We start from the raw sequence: 15,312 nt of genomic DNA, 5'->3' as shown, positions 1-15,312 counted from the left end.
AACAAGCGCCCGTCCGCGACATCGCGCCGCCGGACCCGGCCGGAAGTATCGGGGCCGTTCCGCCGCGGCGTCAAACCCTAATCCCCGTCCGTCGCCCGTCTGCGGCGTGCGGCGCCGTGGCGTTCGGGGAGCCGCGCCGCTATCGTCCGCGCGTCGCCCGCCGCGCAGGAGTGAACAAGTGGCCTTCGACAATGACGCCGATGTCGAGCTGATTGAACGGCGGACGGAGTATGCCGGCTTCTTCCGGCTGGACCGGCTGCAGCTGCGCCACCGCCGCTTCGACGGCGGCTGGACCGACCCGCTGTCGCGCGAGCTGGTGCTGCGCCGCCCGGCCGTCGGCCTCTTGCCCTACGACCCGGTCGCCGACCGGGTGGTGCTGGTGGAGCAGTTCCGCCTCGGCGCCTGGATCGCCGACCGGCCGGCGTGGATGCTCGAGATCCCGGCCGGGCTGATCGATGCCGGCGAATCACCGGAGCATTCCGCCGCCCGCGAGACCCGGGAGGAGACCGGACTGGAGGTGGCCGAGCTGCTGCCGGTCGGCGAGTTCGCCACCAGCCCCGGCGGCTTCAACGAATGGGTCAGCCTGTTCTGCGGCCGCGTCCAGGCCCCGGCCGAGCGCAGCCTGCACGGGTTGGCGACGGAGCAGGAGGACATCCGCATCCTGCCGATGCCGGCCGAGGAAGCCCTGGCGTTCCTGGCGGAGGGCCGGATCCAGAACGCGATCACCCTGATCGCGCTGCAGTGGTTCGCGTTGAACCGGGAGTCGCTGCGGCGCCGCTGGGCGTCGCTTGAAGCCGCCGGTGGTGCCCTCTAAGGTCGCGGGAAACGCCGCGATCCGAGAATGGGACCGAGCATGAGCAACACGCCTTCCCCCCAGATCGCCGACGGCCTCGTCGGTGCGATCGGCAACACGCCGCTGATCCGGCTGCGCCGGCTGTCGGAGGAGACCGGCTGCGAGATCCTGGGCAAGGCCGAGTTCCTCAACCCCGGCGGCTCGGTCAAGGACCGGGCGGCGCTGGCGATCATCCGCGACGCCGAGGCGCGTGGCACGCTTCGGCCCGGCGGCACCATCGTGGAGGGCACGGCCGGCAACACCGGCATCGGCCTGGCCCTGGTCGGCTGCGCGCTCGGCTATCGCAGCGTCATCGTCCTGCCACGGACCCAGAGCCAGGAGAAGAAGGATGCGATCCGGCTGGCCGGCGCCAAGCTGGTCGAGGTCGACGCCGTGCCCTACAAGGATCCCGGCAACTACGTGCACGTCTCCGAGCGCCTGGCGGCGGAGCTGGCGCAGAGCGAACCGAACGGCGCCATCTGGGCCAATCAGTTCGACAATGTCGCCAACCGCGACGGCCATTACCGCACCACCGGGCCGGAGATCTGGGACCAGACCGGCGGCAAGGTCGACGGCTTCACCTGCGCCGTCGGCACCGGCGGCACGCTCGCCGGCGTCGCCATGGCGCTGAAGGAGCGCAACCCGAAGGTGCAGATCGCGCTGACCGACCCGCTGGGGGCTGCCCTCTACAACTGGTACGAGCATGGCGAGCTGAAGGCCGAGGGCAGCTCGATCACCGAAGGCATCGGCCAGGGCCGGGTGACGAAGAACCTCGAGGGCATGCCGCTCGACTGGGCGCAGCAGGCGACCGACCAGGAGGCGCTGGAGATCCTGTTCCGCCTGGCCAAGGAGGAGGGGCTGCTGATGGGCGGCTCCACCGGCATCAACCTGGCCGGCGCGGTGAAGATGGCGCGGCGGATGGGGCCGGGCCACACCATCGTCACCATCCTGGCGGACCACGGCAGCCGCTATCAGTCCAAGCTCTACAACCCGCAATTCCTGCGCGAGAAGGGATTGCCGGAACCCGACTGGCTGGAGACCGGCGCATGACAGAGCTTCTGTTCCGCGACGACGCCTATGCCCGCAGCGCGACCGCCACCGTGGTCGCCGCGGCGCCGGACGGCATCGCCCTGGACCGGACCGTGTTTTACGCCACCGCCGGCGGCCAGCCGGGCGACACCGGCGTGATCCGCTGGGCCGGCGGCGAGGTCGCGGTCGCCGACACCCGCAAGGGCGAGGTGCCGGACGAGATCCGCCACGTCATCGCGGACGGCGTCGCCCTGCCCGCCCCCGGCACGCCGGTCGAGCTGGCGCTGGACTGGGAGCGGCGCTACCGGCACATGCGGATGCACACCGCGCTGCACCTGCTGTGCGTCGCGGTGCCCGGTGCCGTCACCGGCGGCCAGATCGGGGCGGAGCGCAGCCGGCTCGACTTCAACGTGCCGGGCGACGCGCTGGACGCCGAGGCGATCACCGCCCGGCTGAACGATCTGGTCGAGGCGGCGCTGCCGATCGAGACCGACTGGATCACCGACGAGGAGATGGCGGCGCGGCCGGAGCTGGTGCGCACCATGTCGGTCAAGCCGCCGACCGGCTTCGGCCGGGTGCGGCTGGTGCGGATCGGCGACGCCGCCGCCCCGGTCGACCTGCAGCCCTGCGGCGGCACCCATGTCCGCAGCACGGCGGAGATCGGCAAGCTGGCGGTCGCCAAGATCGAGAACAAGGGCAAGCAGAACCGCCGGGTCGTCATCACCTTCGCGGGCGAAGCATGAACACCATCGTCTCGACATCCTGGCTGGCCGACCATCTCGACGATCGGGACGTTCGTATCGTCGATGCCACCTGGCACCTGCCGGGTACCAATCGCGACGCCGCGACGGAGTTCGCCGCGGCGCATATCCCGGGCGCGGTGTTCTTCGACATCGACGACATCGCCGCGCCGGAAAGCAAGACGCCGGGCGGCCTGCCGCACATGCTGCCGCCGCCCGGGCTGTTCGCCGAGAAAATGGCCGCGCTCGGCATCGGCAATGACAGCTTCGTCGTCTGCTACGACGCGCACGGGCTGATGAGCGCCGCCCGCGCCTGGTGGATGCTGCGCGCCTTCGGCCATGACGGCGTGGCCGTGCTGGATGGCGGGCTGCCGACCTGGAAGGCCGAGGGGCGGCCGCTGGCGAACGGCGTGCCGACACCCGCCCCGGCGCGCTTCACCCCGCATCTGCGGCCGGCGCTGATCCGCAGCAAGGCCGAGATCCTGGCCGGCTGGGCCGGGACGCTGATCGACGCCCGGGCGCGCGAGCGCTTCGAGGGCACGGCGCCGGAGCCGCGGCCCGGCCTGCGCGGCGGCCACATCCCCGGCGCCCTGAACCTGCCCTTCGGCGACCTCCTCGACCCGGCGACCAAGACCCTGCTGCCGCCCGAGGCGATCGCCGCGCGCTTCGCCGCCGCCGGCCTGCCGGATAGCGGCCCGGTGACGGCGAGCTGCGGCAGCGGCATCACCGCTTGCGTCCTGGCCCTCGGCCTGCACCGGATCGGGCGGGAGGATGCCGCGGTCTATGACGGCTCCTGGGCCGAATGGGGGCTGCCGGGCGACACGCCGGTCGAGACCGGCCCGGCGGCCGGGAGGCGGAGATGAGCGGCAAGCCCGTCGCCGAGCTGACGATCACCGTCACTCAGCTGGAGATGACGGCCAAGCCCACGCGGCCGGCCCCGCCGCCGCCATTGGGCCGCCATGTGCTGCTGCGGGCCGAGCCGCCGACCGTCTCCTTCTACCGCTATCTCTACGACACGGTGGGCGCCAACTGGCTGTGGACCGACCGGCGGGAATGGGACGACAGCCGGCTCGCCACCCGGCTGAACGACGAGCGCACCGGCGTCTACGTGCTCTACGTCAACGGCACGCCCGCCGGATTCGGCGAGTTGTTCCAGGCCAGCGACGACGTCACCGACCTCGCCTATTTCGGGCTGATCCCGGAATTCATCGGCCGCCGGCTGGGGCCGTTCCTGCTGTGGTCGCTGATCGACATCGCCTGGATGCGGCCGATCCGGCGGATGACGGTCGACACCTGCAACCTCGACCATCCGAAGGCCCTGGCCCATTACCAGCGCGCCGGCTTCGTGCCCTATGCCCAGCGCGTGGTGCGCCGGCCAGACCCGCGCCTGACCGGCCTGCTGCCGCGGACCGCCGCGCCGCACATCCCCCTCGCGACCTGAGAGGCTTCTGCGCCGGGGATGCGCGGCCGCCGATGCCTCAGAAACCGAGGATCATGCCGGTGATCAGGTTGGCGTTCTCGAAATCCCCGCCCTGGCGGAAGTTCTGCTTCTCGTAGATGACCTGGGCATAGGTGTTCAGGCCGGGTGCGAGCGTGTAGGTCACGTTGGCACCGACGATGTGGTCGTCCTTCAGGTCCTCGCCGCTGGTGAATTCGGACTCCAGGCCGTTGTTCTTGTCGGCCCAGGTGTAGGCGTAGGACAGCGATGCAAGGAACGGCCCCGTCTGATAGCTGATGTCGCCGATGATGGTGTCGACCGGCTTGTCCGAAGCCGCGAGCTGCTCGTTATGGGTCCAGTTCACGCTGGCCCAGATGCCCTGATAGCCGACCTGGCCGCCCAGCGTGTAGACCTCGAGATCATGGCCGCCCGGGTTGGCCCCGTCCGCCGACGTCTGGACACCGGCGCCGTAGGCCGCCGTGGCCGCCGCGCGGACCGACCAGTCGCCGAACGTGTTCTCGTAGTTGACGCCGCCGGTGACGACGTTCTCGTAATAGGTCTCGTCGTCGTCGAACAGGTCGCTTCGGCCGCCATTGCCGGCATGATCCGCCCCGCCGACCACCGGCGTGAAGTCGACGGCGAAGCTGAAGCCGCTGAAGGTCGGCGAGGTGTATTTGATCCGGGTGTCCTGATTGGTCAGGCCGGCGAGATAGGTCGCGTTGATCGAGTAGAACTCGCCGCCGCCCAAGGGAAAGTCGCCGTCGAGCAGCTCGCCGAAATTCATGCCGCCGGCACCCATCTTGCCGGCCAGCTCGTCATGGACATAGACGTAGCCGATGTCGTCGGCGACGGTCGGCGCATCGCCGAGGGTGAGGGTGCCGAAGCCGCCCTGCACATAAGCGTAGACGCGGGTGATGTCGACGTCGTCGCGGCGGTTGACCGAATCGAAGCGGATGCGGCCGCCATATTCGAGACCCGAATCGGTGACGTTCTTGACGTCGAAGATCAGCCGCGCATTGGTCTGGAAATCATAGTCGCGATCGAAGTCGCTGTGCTGGCTGTCGGTGAGCACCAGAGTGGACTGCCACCCGACGAAGCCGCTGATCTTCAGCTGAAGACCGGAGGTCACGTTCGTGTCGGCTGCCGACGCCGAGCCGGCCAATCCCATGGCGGCGAGTGCCGCACCACCCAGAAGGACCTTCTTCACTTCCCCTCCTCCTGCCGTTGATCTCGGCCGCCTCTTGTTCCGGACTGTGCCCGCTGCCGGAATCAGCTGTCGCCGGGGCCGCGAGAGCCTGCATCAAGAGATAGAGAGAGTGCGGCTCCCGGGATGGGTTCGGCTGCGCCACCCGTGTCGGAGAGATGCCGGGACTGAGCCATCCGCGAGATGACCGGACGGTAATCTCGCCGCTGGGACATGGCAACGTCTATATACGTTCCCGAACGTATGTAAATTGAGCAGAGCACGCTCTGAAGGTAGCTCAGAAAAAAGGATGCGCGGCCTGCAGAGCCGCGCATCCTCCATCGACCGGACGTGACTTTTCAGCCTTCGAGGGGACGAGACAGAGACCGTTAGGAGTGGTCTGTCACGCCCGGTCTTCCCGGAGACCTCCCGGGGTAGCGTCCTCCCGGCCTCAGAAGGCCAGGAGCACGCCGGTCAGGAGGTTGCCAGTCTCGAAATCCGCCCCCTGGCGGAAGTTCTGCTTCTCGTACACCACCTCGGCGTAGGTGTTCAGGCCCGGCGCCACCGTGTAGGTGAAGTTCACGCCGGCGATGTGGTTGTCCTCGAGATCGCGGCCGCTGGTCTCGCTCGAGTCCAGGCCATTGCCCTTGTCCGACCAGGTGTAGGCGTAGGAGGCCGACGCCAGGAACGGACCCCACTGGTAGCTGAGGTCGGCGAGGATGGTGTCGACCGGCTTGTCGGCGACGGCGACGCTCTCGTTGTGGGTCCAGTTCACGCTGGCGACGATGCCGCCGGACCCGATCGTGCCGCCGAGGGTGTAGACCTCGAGGTCGTTGCCGTTCGGGTTGGCCCCGGATTCGGACGTCCTGACGCCGTTGCCGTAGCTGGCCGACGCAAAGAGGCCGAGCGACAGGGCGTCGAACGTGTTCTCGTAGGCGATACCGCCGGTGACGACGTTCTCGTAATAGGTGTCGTCGTCGTTGAACAGGTCGTTGCGGCCGCCGTTGCCGGCGTGCTCCGCGCCACCGACCACCGGCGTGAAGTCGATGCCGAAGCTGAAGCCGCCAAAGCTCGGCGAGGTATACTTGATACGGGTGTCGGCGTTGTTCAGGCCAGCGAGGTAGGTGGGGCCGATCGAGTAGAACTGGCCGCCACCCATGATGCCGTAGCTGTCCAGCAGGTCGCCGTAACCCATACCGCCGGCGCCCATCTCGCTGGCGAGCGCGTCGTGGGCATAGACGTAGCCGAAGTCGTCACCCGCCGTCGGCCCGTTACCGAACATCACCTCGCCGAAGCCGCCCTTCACATAGACATAGGTGCGGGTGACATCGACGTCGTCGCGGCGATTGACCGAGTTCAAGCGGATACGAGCGCCGTACTCGAGGCCGGAGTCGGTAACGTTCTTGAGGTCGAACTGAATCCGGGCGTTGGACTGGAAGTCGTAGTCCCGGTCGAACTCCGAGTTCTGGCTATCCCCCAGATTCAGCGCGGCCTGGAAGCCGACGAAGCCCGTGATCTTCATCTGAAGACCGGACGTCACATTCGTCCCCTGGTCCTGCGCCGACGCCGGCATCGCACCGATCAGAGCAGCGGCGGCGAGCGCCGTACCACCCAGCAATACCTTCTTCATCTTCCCTCCTATGCCCCGCATCGGTGCGGAGCGATTCGCTCAAGACGCCTCTCGGCCCGCCTGCTTGCTTGTCCTGTCCTGGCTGTCCGCCAGGGCTTGCAGGCAAGAACCCGACGCTGCCGGTCGGGCGATGGCGGCCGTGTCGAAAGCGAGTCCCCCCGAAACGGCGCCGATCTGTGTCGTCGAAGGCACAGTCCGATCGATCGTGATTTGGTCGGCCGGACGGTGCCCTGAGACTTCCGGGACCATAGTCTCGCCCCCGCAGACGCGGCAATTGGATTATACATCCTAGAATGTATGTAAGATGAAATCACAACGAGCTGTTGCGGAGAAGCCACACTTTCTTACGGCCACGGCAACTCGGGAGGGACGCCCGACGCGCAGCGGGCATGCCGCCGGATTTGGAATGTCTGGGGCGGCGTCCCGGCATGAAAAAGGCCGGCGGGCATCGCCTCGCCGGCCTCGGATCGAAACGGGCGCCGCCGATCGGCGGCGCGCCGGGGTCAGTGCGCCAGGATCTGACTGAGGAAGAGCTTGGTGCGGTCCGACTTCGGGTTCTTGAAGAACTCCTCCGGCTCGTTCTGCTCCACGATCTGGCCGCGGTCCATGAAGATCACCCGGTTCGCCACGGTGCGGGCGAAGCCCATCTCATGGGTGACGCAGATCATGGTGATGCCCTCGCGCGCCAGCTCGATCATCACGTCGAGCACCTCCTTGATCATCTCGGGGTCGAGGGCCGAGGTCGGCTCGTCGAACAGGAGGATCTTCGGCTTCATGCACAGCGAGCGGGCGATCGCCACGCGCTGCTGCTGGCCGCCGGAGAGCTGCCCCGGATACTTGTGCGCCTGCTCTGGGATCTTGACCCGCTTGAGGAAGTACATCGCCGTCTCCTCGGCCTCCTTCTTCGGGATCTTGCGAACCCAGATCGGGGCGAGGGTCAGGTTCTCCAGCACCGTCAGATGCGGGAACAGGTTGAACTGCTGGAACACCATGCCGACCTCGCGGCGGATGGCGTCGATGTTCTTGACGTCGTTGGTCAGCTCGATGCCGTCGACGATGATGGTGCCCTTCTGGTGCTCCTCCAGCCGGTTCAGGCAGCGGATCAGGGTCGATTTGCCGGAGCCCGAGGGGCCGCAGATCACAACCTTCTCGCCCTTCTCGACGGCGAAGTTGATGTCCCGCAGGACATGGAACTCGCCGTACCATTTATTGACCCCGGACATCTGGATGAGGATTTCCGGCTCGGCTGCGGTCGCTTGAGTCGCAGTCATACTTATCTCCCTGTCAGCGGCGGCGCGTGCCGATGTTCAAGAACTTCTCCAAGTACTGCGAGTATTTCGACATGGAGAAGCAGAACACGAAGAACAGCAGCGATACGAACAGATAGGCTTCCTTATAGAACGGCCCCCAGATCGAATCGGTCAGGCCGAGGCGGGCGGCACCGAGCACGTCGAACAGGCCGACCATGATGATCAGCGTCGTGTCCATGAAGGAGCCGATGAAGGTGTTGACCAGCGCCGGGATCGAGATCCGCAGCGCCTGCGGCAGGATGATCAGCCGCTGCTTCTGCCAGTAGCCGAGGCCGAGGCTGTCCGCCGCCTCGAACTGGCCTTTGGGGATCGCCTGCAGGCCGCCGCGCACCACCTCGGCGAGATAGGCGGCGGTGAACAGGATGATCGCGACCTGGGCGCGCAGCAGGTAGTTGAAGTTCCAGCCTTCGGGCAGGAACAGCGGGAACATCACCGAGGCCATGAACAGCACGGTGATCAGCGGCACGCCGCGCACCAGCTCGATATAGGTCACGCACATCGTGCGGATCGCCGGCATCTGCGAACGCCGGCCGAGCGCCAGCAGGATCGAGAACGGGAAGGCCAGGGCCAGGCCGATCATCGACAGCCCCAGCGTCAGCGGCAGACCGCCCCATCTGGCGGTTTCGACCAGGGTCAGCCCCGGGATCGGGATCTCGAAGAAGCCGAGCGGGACGGCGCCGTACATCAGCGACACCGCGGCGACGATGACCACCACCCAGGCGACGATCAGGCGCTTGCCCCAGAAGCGGCGGATGGTGCTGGCGACGGCGAGGCCGACCAGCATCAGCATGGCGACGATCGGCCGCCACTCCTCCTCATAGGGGTAGAGGCCGAAGAAGATCAGCCGGTACTTCTCCTCGATGAAGCCCCAGCAGGCGCCCGCCACGGCGCGGCAGGCGGCCACCACCTCGGCCGGCGGCTGATCCGGCGTCGCCGGCCCCCAGACCGGGTTGATCAGGGCCCATTCGATCAGCGGCGGCAGCAGCCTGATCGCGGCATAGAGGATCAGCAGCGTCAGGACAGCATTGTACCAATTGTTGAACAGGTTCTGCCGCAGCCACACGATCGGCCCGGCGGTGGCGTTGGGCGGCGGCTCGGCCGGGATCTCGCCGGTCGAAACGAAGGGTTCGGTGAGGGAACGGGTCGTCGCCATGATCACCGCTCCTTCAGCGCCATGCGGCGGTTGTAGATGTTCATGCCGATCGAGATCGACAGGCTGATGAACAGATAAACCGCCATGAAGATCGAGATCGCCTCGACCGCCTGGCCGGTCTGGTTGCCGATGGTGTTGCCGATCGAGACCAGGTCCGGATAGCCGATCACCACCGCGAGCGAGCTGTTCTTGGTGAGGTTCAGATACTGGCTGGTCAGCGGCGGGATGATGGTCCGCAGGGCCTGCGGCAGGATGATCCGGCGCAGCGTCACGCCCGAATGCAGGCCGAGAGCGCGGGCGGCCTCGGTCTGGCCGTGCGAGACCGACAGGATGCCGCCGCGCACGATCTCGGCGATGAAGCCGGCGGTGTAGACGGTCAGGCCGATCAGCATTGCCGCGAATTCCGGCGTCAGCGTCCAGCCGCCCTGGAAGTTGAAGCCCTTCAGCTCCGGCAGCTCGAAGGCGGCCGGCGCGCCGCCGGCGAGCCAGACCACGAGCGGCAGGCCGATGAACAGGCCGAGCCCTGTCCAGAAGCTGTGGAACGGCTGCCCGGTCCGCTCCTGCCGCCAGCGGGCCCAGCGCGCGATGCCCCAGCCGATCACAAGCGCCGCGAGGGCGGCCACACCGACCCACAGGAAGACGGGGTTGTCCTCGATCGCCGGCGTCTGGATGCCGCGGTTGCTGACGAAGACCCCCGGCACCGGATTCAGCGCCTGCCGCGGCGGCGGCGCGCTGACCCGGATCAGCCCCGCCCAGAGCAGGAGCTGCACGGTCAGCGGAATGTTGCGGACGATGTCGACATAGCCCGCGGCGAGCTTGGCGAGCAGCCAGTTCGACGACAGCCGGCTGATGCCGACCACGAGCCCGAGCAGGGTCGCGAGGATGATGCCGAGGATCGAGACCTTGAGCGTGTTCACCAGCCCGACCAGGAAGGCCCGGGCATAGGGATCGCTGGGCGCGTAGGAGATCGGGGTCTCGGCGATGGCGAAGCCGGCCTCCCGGGCGAGGAAGCCGTAGCCCGTCGCGATGCCGCGGACCTCCCGATTGTGGATCAGGTTGGAGACCAGGAACCAGCCGATCGCGACGATGATCGCCAGCAAGACCACCTGGTACACGATGGAACGGAGTCTGGGGTCGTTGAATGCGGACCCACGGCGCACGGCTCCCGCTGTCGCGGAAACGCTCACGGTCATTGCGTCAAACCTCGCTCAAGCCGCCCTGCTTCTTCCTTGGCCGAAACGACACCGCCGGCCCGTTTCCAGGCCGGCGGCGCCGGACATGCTGTTACCGGATGGGCAGCCCGTATTGCAGGCCACCCTGGGTCCACAGGGCGTTCAGGCCGCGCTTGAGGCCCAGCGAGGTCTTCTCGCCGACATTGCGCTCGAAGATCTCACCGTAATTGCCGACCTGCTTGATCGCGTTGTAGGCCCAGGTCTCCGGCAGGCCGAGCGCCTCGCCCATCCCGGGGGTCTTGCCGAGCAGGCGCTGGACCGTCGGATCCGGCGAATCCCCGAAGGTGTCGATGTTTTGGCTGGTGATGCCGCTTTCCTCGGCCTGCACCAGGGCATTGAACACCCAGCGGGTGATGTCGGCCCACTGGTCGTCGCCCTGGCGCACGGCGACGGCCAGCGGCTCCTTCGAGATCAGCTCCGGCAGGATGATGTAGTCGTCCGGGTTCGGGGCCTTGGCGGCGCGGGTGCCGGCGAGGCCCGAGGCGTCGGTGGTGTAGGCGTCGCAGCGGCCGGAGAAGAACGCCGCCTCGACATCCTCCAGCTTCTCGATCACGACCGGCTTGTATTCCAGCTTGTTGGCGCGGAACCAGTCGGTCAGGTTCAGCTCGGTGGTGGTGCCGGGCTGGACGCAGATGGTGGCGCCGTTCAGCTCCTTGGCGCTCGAGACGCCGAGCGCCTTCGGCACCATGAAGCCGGCGCCGTCATAGAAGTTGATGGCGGTGAAGGTCAGGCCGAGCGAGGTGTCGCGCGACAGCGAATAGGTCGTGTTGCGGGCCAGCACGTCGACCTCGCCCGACTGCAGCGCGGTGAAGCGCACCTGCGCGTTCAGCGGCGTGTACTTGACCTTCTCGGCATCGCCGAACACCGCGGCGGCGAAGGCGCGGCAGGTGTCGACGTCGAGGCCGGTCCACTTGCCCTGGCTGTCCGGCAGGGCGAATCCTGCCAGGCCGGTGTTGACGCCGCACTGGATGAAGCCGCGCTGCTTGATGGCGTCGAGCGTTGCCCCGGCCTGGGCCGAGGCGGAGAAGCCCGCCGCGGCGACAACCGCAGCCCCCGCCGCGAGCAGAGTACGAACCTTCATGAAACCTCCCCTTCTTGCCCCGGCCTTCGCCGAGGCGAAACCGCAAATCGTCCCGGCAGCACGCGCCGCCGGAGGGAGGGTCATTTAATGGAACATCCTCGACGAATGCACGGCTTTTTTGATTTCCCGTGGCGGCCACACCACTGGGACATGGAATTTCAATCAAGGGTCAGCCGGGCCGCATGCTTTCCGAATAATCATCCGACCAATCCACGCGCAGCGGATTGACCGTTCTTTCGGCACGCCCGCTTCGCCGCGTCCGCCGGCGAAGTCGCCGGCGATGCTCGACCGCATGTATCGGGACAATCGGCAAGAACAGATGGCGGGTCGACTTCCCGCCGTCAGCGCAGCAGCCCGTCGAGGAATCCCCCGACCACCCGGTCGCGGTCGATCCGCATCGCCACCCGGACAGAGGGCCGCCCGGCCGCTGCCGGCTCGGCCAGGGCACGGCGGTCGGCCAGGGTCATGCCGCGGGTCAGGCTGCCGCTCAGCTCGACCCGGACCGGCCAGTCGGCATAGTCGGCGAGGCCCGGATCGACCGCCAGCATCGCCGCGGTCGGATCGTGCAGGGCGCAGCCCCGGATGCCGTACCAGCCGTGATAGAAGCCGACATAGTGCTGCAGGATCGACCAGGCGAAGCGCCCGCGCGGCCTGGGGTCGGCGGCGATGCGCGCCAGCTCGGCCTCGCCCAGCCAGGCGGTCATGGTGACGTCGAGCCCGACCAGCGCGACCGGCCAGGCGGCGGCGAACACCGCCTCCGCCGCCTCAGGGTCATGGAAGATGTTGGCCTCGGCCGCGGCGGTGATGTTGCCCGGCACCGTCACCGCCCCGCCCATCACCACCACCCGCTCGACCAGCCTCGGCAGGTCGGGCTCGAGATGCAGGGCCAGCGCGAGGTTGGTCAGCGGGCCGGTGGCCAGGACGGTGTGGGCGCCGGGCTCTGCCCGCGCCAGGCGGACCAGTTGCTCGGCCGCGGTCTCGGCCGCGAAGGGCCGCAGCGGCGCCTTCGGGCCCTGGCCGCCGAGGCCGTCGTCGCCATGGACATGGCCGCTGATGCTGACCGGCTGGGCCAGCGGCGCCCTGGCCCCGACCGCGACCGGCACATCACCCAGCCCGGCCAGGTCGAGCACGTGCTGGGCGTTGGCCGCGGCGCCCTCGGCATAGGCGTTGCCGTGCACGCTGCCGAGGGCCGCGATCTCCACCCCCGGCCGGTCGACCAGCCAGAGGATGGCCAGCGCGTCGTCGATGCCGACGTCGCAATCGAGAATGATCTTCGGCATCGGTCGCGTCCTTTCCTGTGCCTTCTGTAGAATTCACCGACCACAGCCCCGCCGGCTGTGCCCCTGGCCCCCGTCGGATCGGCGGATTATCCTTACGATAAATTCAGCCGCGTTGTCGGGCTGCGCCCCCGCTCTCCGTCCTTGGATCAGTGCCGGCATCTGTCACGCCGGACCGAGCTCATCAGACCCAGAAGGAGGAACGCGTCATGCAGGCTAATCCCGGTTCCCAGGCGATCAAGCCGTATCTGTTCTTCGACGGGCGCTGCGACGAGGCGCTCGAATTCTACCAGCGCACCCTCGGTGCCAGGGTGGAGCAGCTGTTCCGCTTCAAGGACGCCCCGCCGCAGCCGGAGGCTCACCAGGAAGGATGCGGCCCCGTCACCGCCGACATGGCCGAGAAGGTGATGCATGCCGAATTCTCTGTCGGCGGGGCGAGGCTGATGGCCTCCGACGGCATGTGCCAGGGCAAGCCGAGCTTCCAGGGTATCTCCCTGGCCTATGAGACGCAGAGCGATGCCGAGGCCGAGCGGGTGTTCGCGGCCCTCGGCGAGGGCGGCCAGGTCCAGATGCCGATGGCCCCGACCTTCTTCTCCTCGCGCTTCGGCATGGTCGCGGACCGCTTCGGCGTGTCCTGGATGATCACGGTCGCGCCGGCCCAGCCGGCCTGACACCCTGACAGGGAGAAAAGGGGAAGGCGCCGCAGCGCCCTCCCCGCCCCTCACGATCCGCTTCCCCGCAGATTCTCGACGAAGCTGCGCAGGGCCGCCCGATTTTCTCGGGCGATGCCCGAGGGCGCCGCGCCATCGGCGGCGGAGGAACACTGAAACCGGGAGCGGAACCATAGAAGGCCCACACAGGCGAAATATCGGGGGGCCAATCCGCCGTCATCGACCATGCCGGCGGCAGAAGTGCGGCCATCGATCGTTGACGACCCCATCCGCCCTGGTCTAGTCCGGGCGGTGAACGGGCCGGCGCCGCCTGCCCGTGTTCGCGGTTTCGGTTGCCGATGCGCGGCTCCGGGCCATCTCATTCCGGAACAGAACCGTTTGGAGTTCCCATGAGCCCGGATTCGAACGACGATCCCGGCCTTCTCCTCTTTACGTCCCTCTGCATCGGCCTGCGCGACTGGGCGCAGACCGGCGCCGGCCCCTCCCCGCGGCAGCGGCTCAACTGGAAGCACGCGACGGAATTGCTGCGGCAGGGCCGGGATGCGGAGGCGGAGGCGGAGATGCGGCGCGGCGACCCGCTGACGGCCGCCGAAGAAGAGGAAGTCCGCCGCTTCGATCTCCGCGCCTTCGACAAGGCGCTGGTGGCGGCCAACGACGCGCGCGGCTGGATCGACTAGGTCCCCTACCCCACCCGCGGCACCCGGCCCTCGATCGGATAGGCCGGGTCGTTGTAGCCGGGGCTGGAAGGGTGGCCGGTGACCACCAGCCGGTTCACCAGCGCCTCGTCCTCGGCCGTGAAGGCATAGTCGAGCGCGCCGAGATAATCGGCCCATTGCTCCTCGGTCCGCGGCCCGGCGATCGGCGCCGTGACGATGCGGTTGTTCAAGAGCCAGGCCACCGCGAACTGGCCCGGACTGATGCCGCGGCCGCGCGCATGCTCCGCCAGCTCGGCCGCGATCGCCAGGCTCTCCGGCCGCCACTCGGTCTCCAGCATGCGCTTGTCCTGGCGGCCGGCGCGGCTGCCCTCCTCCGGCGCCGCGTCGGGCTTGTACTTGCCGGTCAGCACGCCGCGGGCCAGCGGGCTGTAGGGCACGACGCCGAGCCCATAATGGGCGCAGGCCGGCAGATGCTCGGCCTCCGGCATCCGGTTCAAGAGGTTGTAGTAGGGCTGGCTGACCACCGGCCGTTCGACCCCGGCCCGGTCGCACAGCCGGCAGATCTCCGCCACCCGCCACGAGCGATAATTGGAGACGCCGAAATAGCGGATCTTGCCCTGGCGGATCAGGTCGGCCAAGGCCAGCACCGTCTCCTCCAGCGGCGTGGCCGGATCCTCCTTGTGCAGGTAGAGGATGTCGATCGTGTCGGTGCCGAGGCGGCGTAGGCTGGCCTCCACCGCCAGGAAGGCGCGGCGGCGCGACAGGCCGCGGTCGTTCGGGCCGCCGCCGGTCGGGTTGGCCAGCTTGGTCGCCAGCACCCACCAGGAGCGATGGGTGGCGATGGCGCGGCCGACGATCTCCTCCGACCGGCCCTCGGCATAGACATCGGCGGTGTCGATGAAGTTGATCCCCGCCTCCCGCGCATGGTCGATGATGTGGGTCGCCGTCGGCTGGTCGGTCGGGCCGCCGAACATCATGGTGCCGAGGCAGAGCGGCGACACCTTCAGCCCGCTGCGCCCGAGATTGCGGTACTCCATCGGCCTTCTCCTGTCTGCGAGATCGGGATCATGGCCCGGAACG

Annotated in this window: 15 protein-coding genes; 7 read left to right on the top strand and 8 right to left on the bottom strand. The window is 68.2% G+C overall.

All coding sequences use genetic code 11. From position 1 onward, the window contains the following. Positions 1–178: 178 nt before the first annotated feature. From KXR53_RS26240 to KXR53_RS26220, 5 genes are read left to right on the top strand one after another with little or no spacing between them, the layout of a single operon-like run. Positions 179–814 (top strand): NUDIX domain-containing protein, encoded by a 636-nt coding sequence (locus KXR53_RS26240; protein WP_437378255.1) that lies wholly within the window; start codon positions 179–181, stop codon positions 812–814. 39 nt (positions 815–853) lie between these two features. Continuing rightward, complete coding sequence (locus KXR53_RS26235; RefSeq protein WP_437378254.1) at positions 854–1,882, top strand: cysteine synthase A; 1,029 nt, start codon at positions 854–856, stop codon at positions 1,880–1,882. Continuing rightward, positions 1,879–2,604 (top strand): alanyl-tRNA editing protein, encoded by a 726-nt coding sequence (locus KXR53_RS26230; protein WP_437378253.1) that lies wholly within the window; start codon positions 1,879–1,881, stop codon positions 2,602–2,604. The genes KXR53_RS26235 and KXR53_RS26230 overlap by 4 nt, the downstream gene beginning before the upstream one ends. Then, positions 2,601–3,464: a 3-mercaptopyruvate sulfurtransferase gene (sseA, locus tag KXR53_RS26225; protein WP_437378252.1), complete on the top strand. Its 864-nt coding sequence runs from the start codon at positions 2,601–2,603 to the stop codon at positions 3,462–3,464. The genes KXR53_RS26230 and sseA overlap by 4 nt, the downstream gene beginning before the upstream one ends. Next, entirely contained in the window at positions 3,461–4,042 is a 582-nt protein-coding gene (locus KXR53_RS26220; RefSeq protein ID WP_437378251.1) for a GNAT family N-acetyltransferase, read from the top strand. Before sseA ends, KXR53_RS26220 begins: the two co-directional genes overlap by 4 nt. 37 nt (positions 4,043–4,079) lie before the next feature. On the opposite strand, the gene KXR53_RS26215 is transcribed toward KXR53_RS26220, so the two are convergent. From KXR53_RS26215 to KXR53_RS26185, 7 genes are all read right to left on the bottom strand, one after another. Then, entirely contained in the window at positions 4,080–5,246 is a 1,167-nt protein-coding gene (locus KXR53_RS26215) for a porin (RefSeq protein WP_437378250.1), read from the bottom strand. 427 nt (positions 5,247–5,673) lie between these two features. Then, a complete protein-coding gene (locus KXR53_RS26210) occupies positions 5,674–6,852 on the bottom strand; it encodes a porin (RefSeq protein WP_437378249.1) in 1,179 nt (392 codons plus the stop codon). A gap of 503 nt (positions 6,853–7,355) precedes the next feature. Next, complete coding sequence (locus KXR53_RS26205; protein WP_437378248.1) at positions 7,356–8,123, bottom strand: amino acid ABC transporter ATP-binding protein; 768 nt, start codon at positions 8,121–8,123, stop codon at positions 7,356–7,358. 13 nt (positions 8,124–8,136) lie between these two features. After that, positions 8,137–9,315 (bottom strand): amino acid ABC transporter permease, encoded by a 1,179-nt coding sequence (locus KXR53_RS26200; RefSeq protein WP_437378247.1) that lies wholly within the window; start codon positions 9,313–9,315, stop codon positions 8,137–8,139. A 2-nt stretch (positions 9,316–9,317) separates the two neighbouring features. Further along, positions 9,318–10,508 (bottom strand): amino acid ABC transporter permease, encoded by a 1,191-nt coding sequence (locus KXR53_RS26195; protein ID WP_437378246.1) that lies wholly within the window; start codon positions 10,506–10,508, stop codon positions 9,318–9,320. A 91-nt stretch (positions 10,509–10,599) separates the two neighbouring features. Further along, positions 10,600–11,628: an amino acid ABC transporter substrate-binding protein gene (locus KXR53_RS26190; RefSeq protein ID WP_437378245.1), complete on the bottom strand. Its 1,029-nt coding sequence runs from the start codon at positions 11,626–11,628 to the stop codon at positions 10,600–10,602. A gap of 341 nt (positions 11,629–11,969) precedes the next feature. Next, positions 11,970–12,908 carry a nucleoside hydrolase gene (locus KXR53_RS26185; protein ID WP_437378244.1) on the bottom strand — a complete coding sequence of 313 codons (939 nt, stop codon included), beginning with the start codon at positions 12,906–12,908 and terminating at the stop codon, positions 11,970–11,972. A gap of 206 nt (positions 12,909–13,114) precedes the next feature. Here KXR53_RS26185 and KXR53_RS26180 point away from each other — a divergent pair, with 206 nt between their 5' ends. After that, positions 13,115–13,576 (top strand): VOC family protein, encoded by a 462-nt coding sequence (locus KXR53_RS26180; RefSeq protein ID WP_437378243.1) that lies wholly within the window; start codon positions 13,115–13,117, stop codon positions 13,574–13,576. 389 nt (positions 13,577–13,965) lie between these two features. Next, on the top strand, positions 13,966–14,253 hold the full coding sequence (locus tag KXR53_RS26175) for a hypothetical protein (RefSeq protein WP_437378242.1): 288 nt from the start codon (positions 13,966–13,968) through the stop codon (positions 14,251–14,253). 5 nt (positions 14,254–14,258) lie between these two features. Here the strand turns inward: KXR53_RS26175 and KXR53_RS26170 are convergent, their stop codons facing one another. Then, positions 14,259–15,269, bottom strand: coding sequence for an aldo/keto reductase (locus KXR53_RS26170; protein WP_437378241.1), 1,011 nt, complete (start codon positions 15,267–15,269; stop codon positions 14,259–14,261). Positions 15,270–15,312 lie beyond the last annotated feature (43 nt).

The sequence above is a fragment of the Inquilinus limosus genome (assembly GCF_051487185.1).
GTDB classification, from domain to species: Bacteria; Pseudomonadota; Alphaproteobacteria; order DSM-16000; family Inquilinaceae; genus Inquilinus; species Inquilinus limosus_F.
Note: the sequence above shows the minus strand (reverse complement) of the source record. Positions and strands in the feature narration are given on the sequence as shown.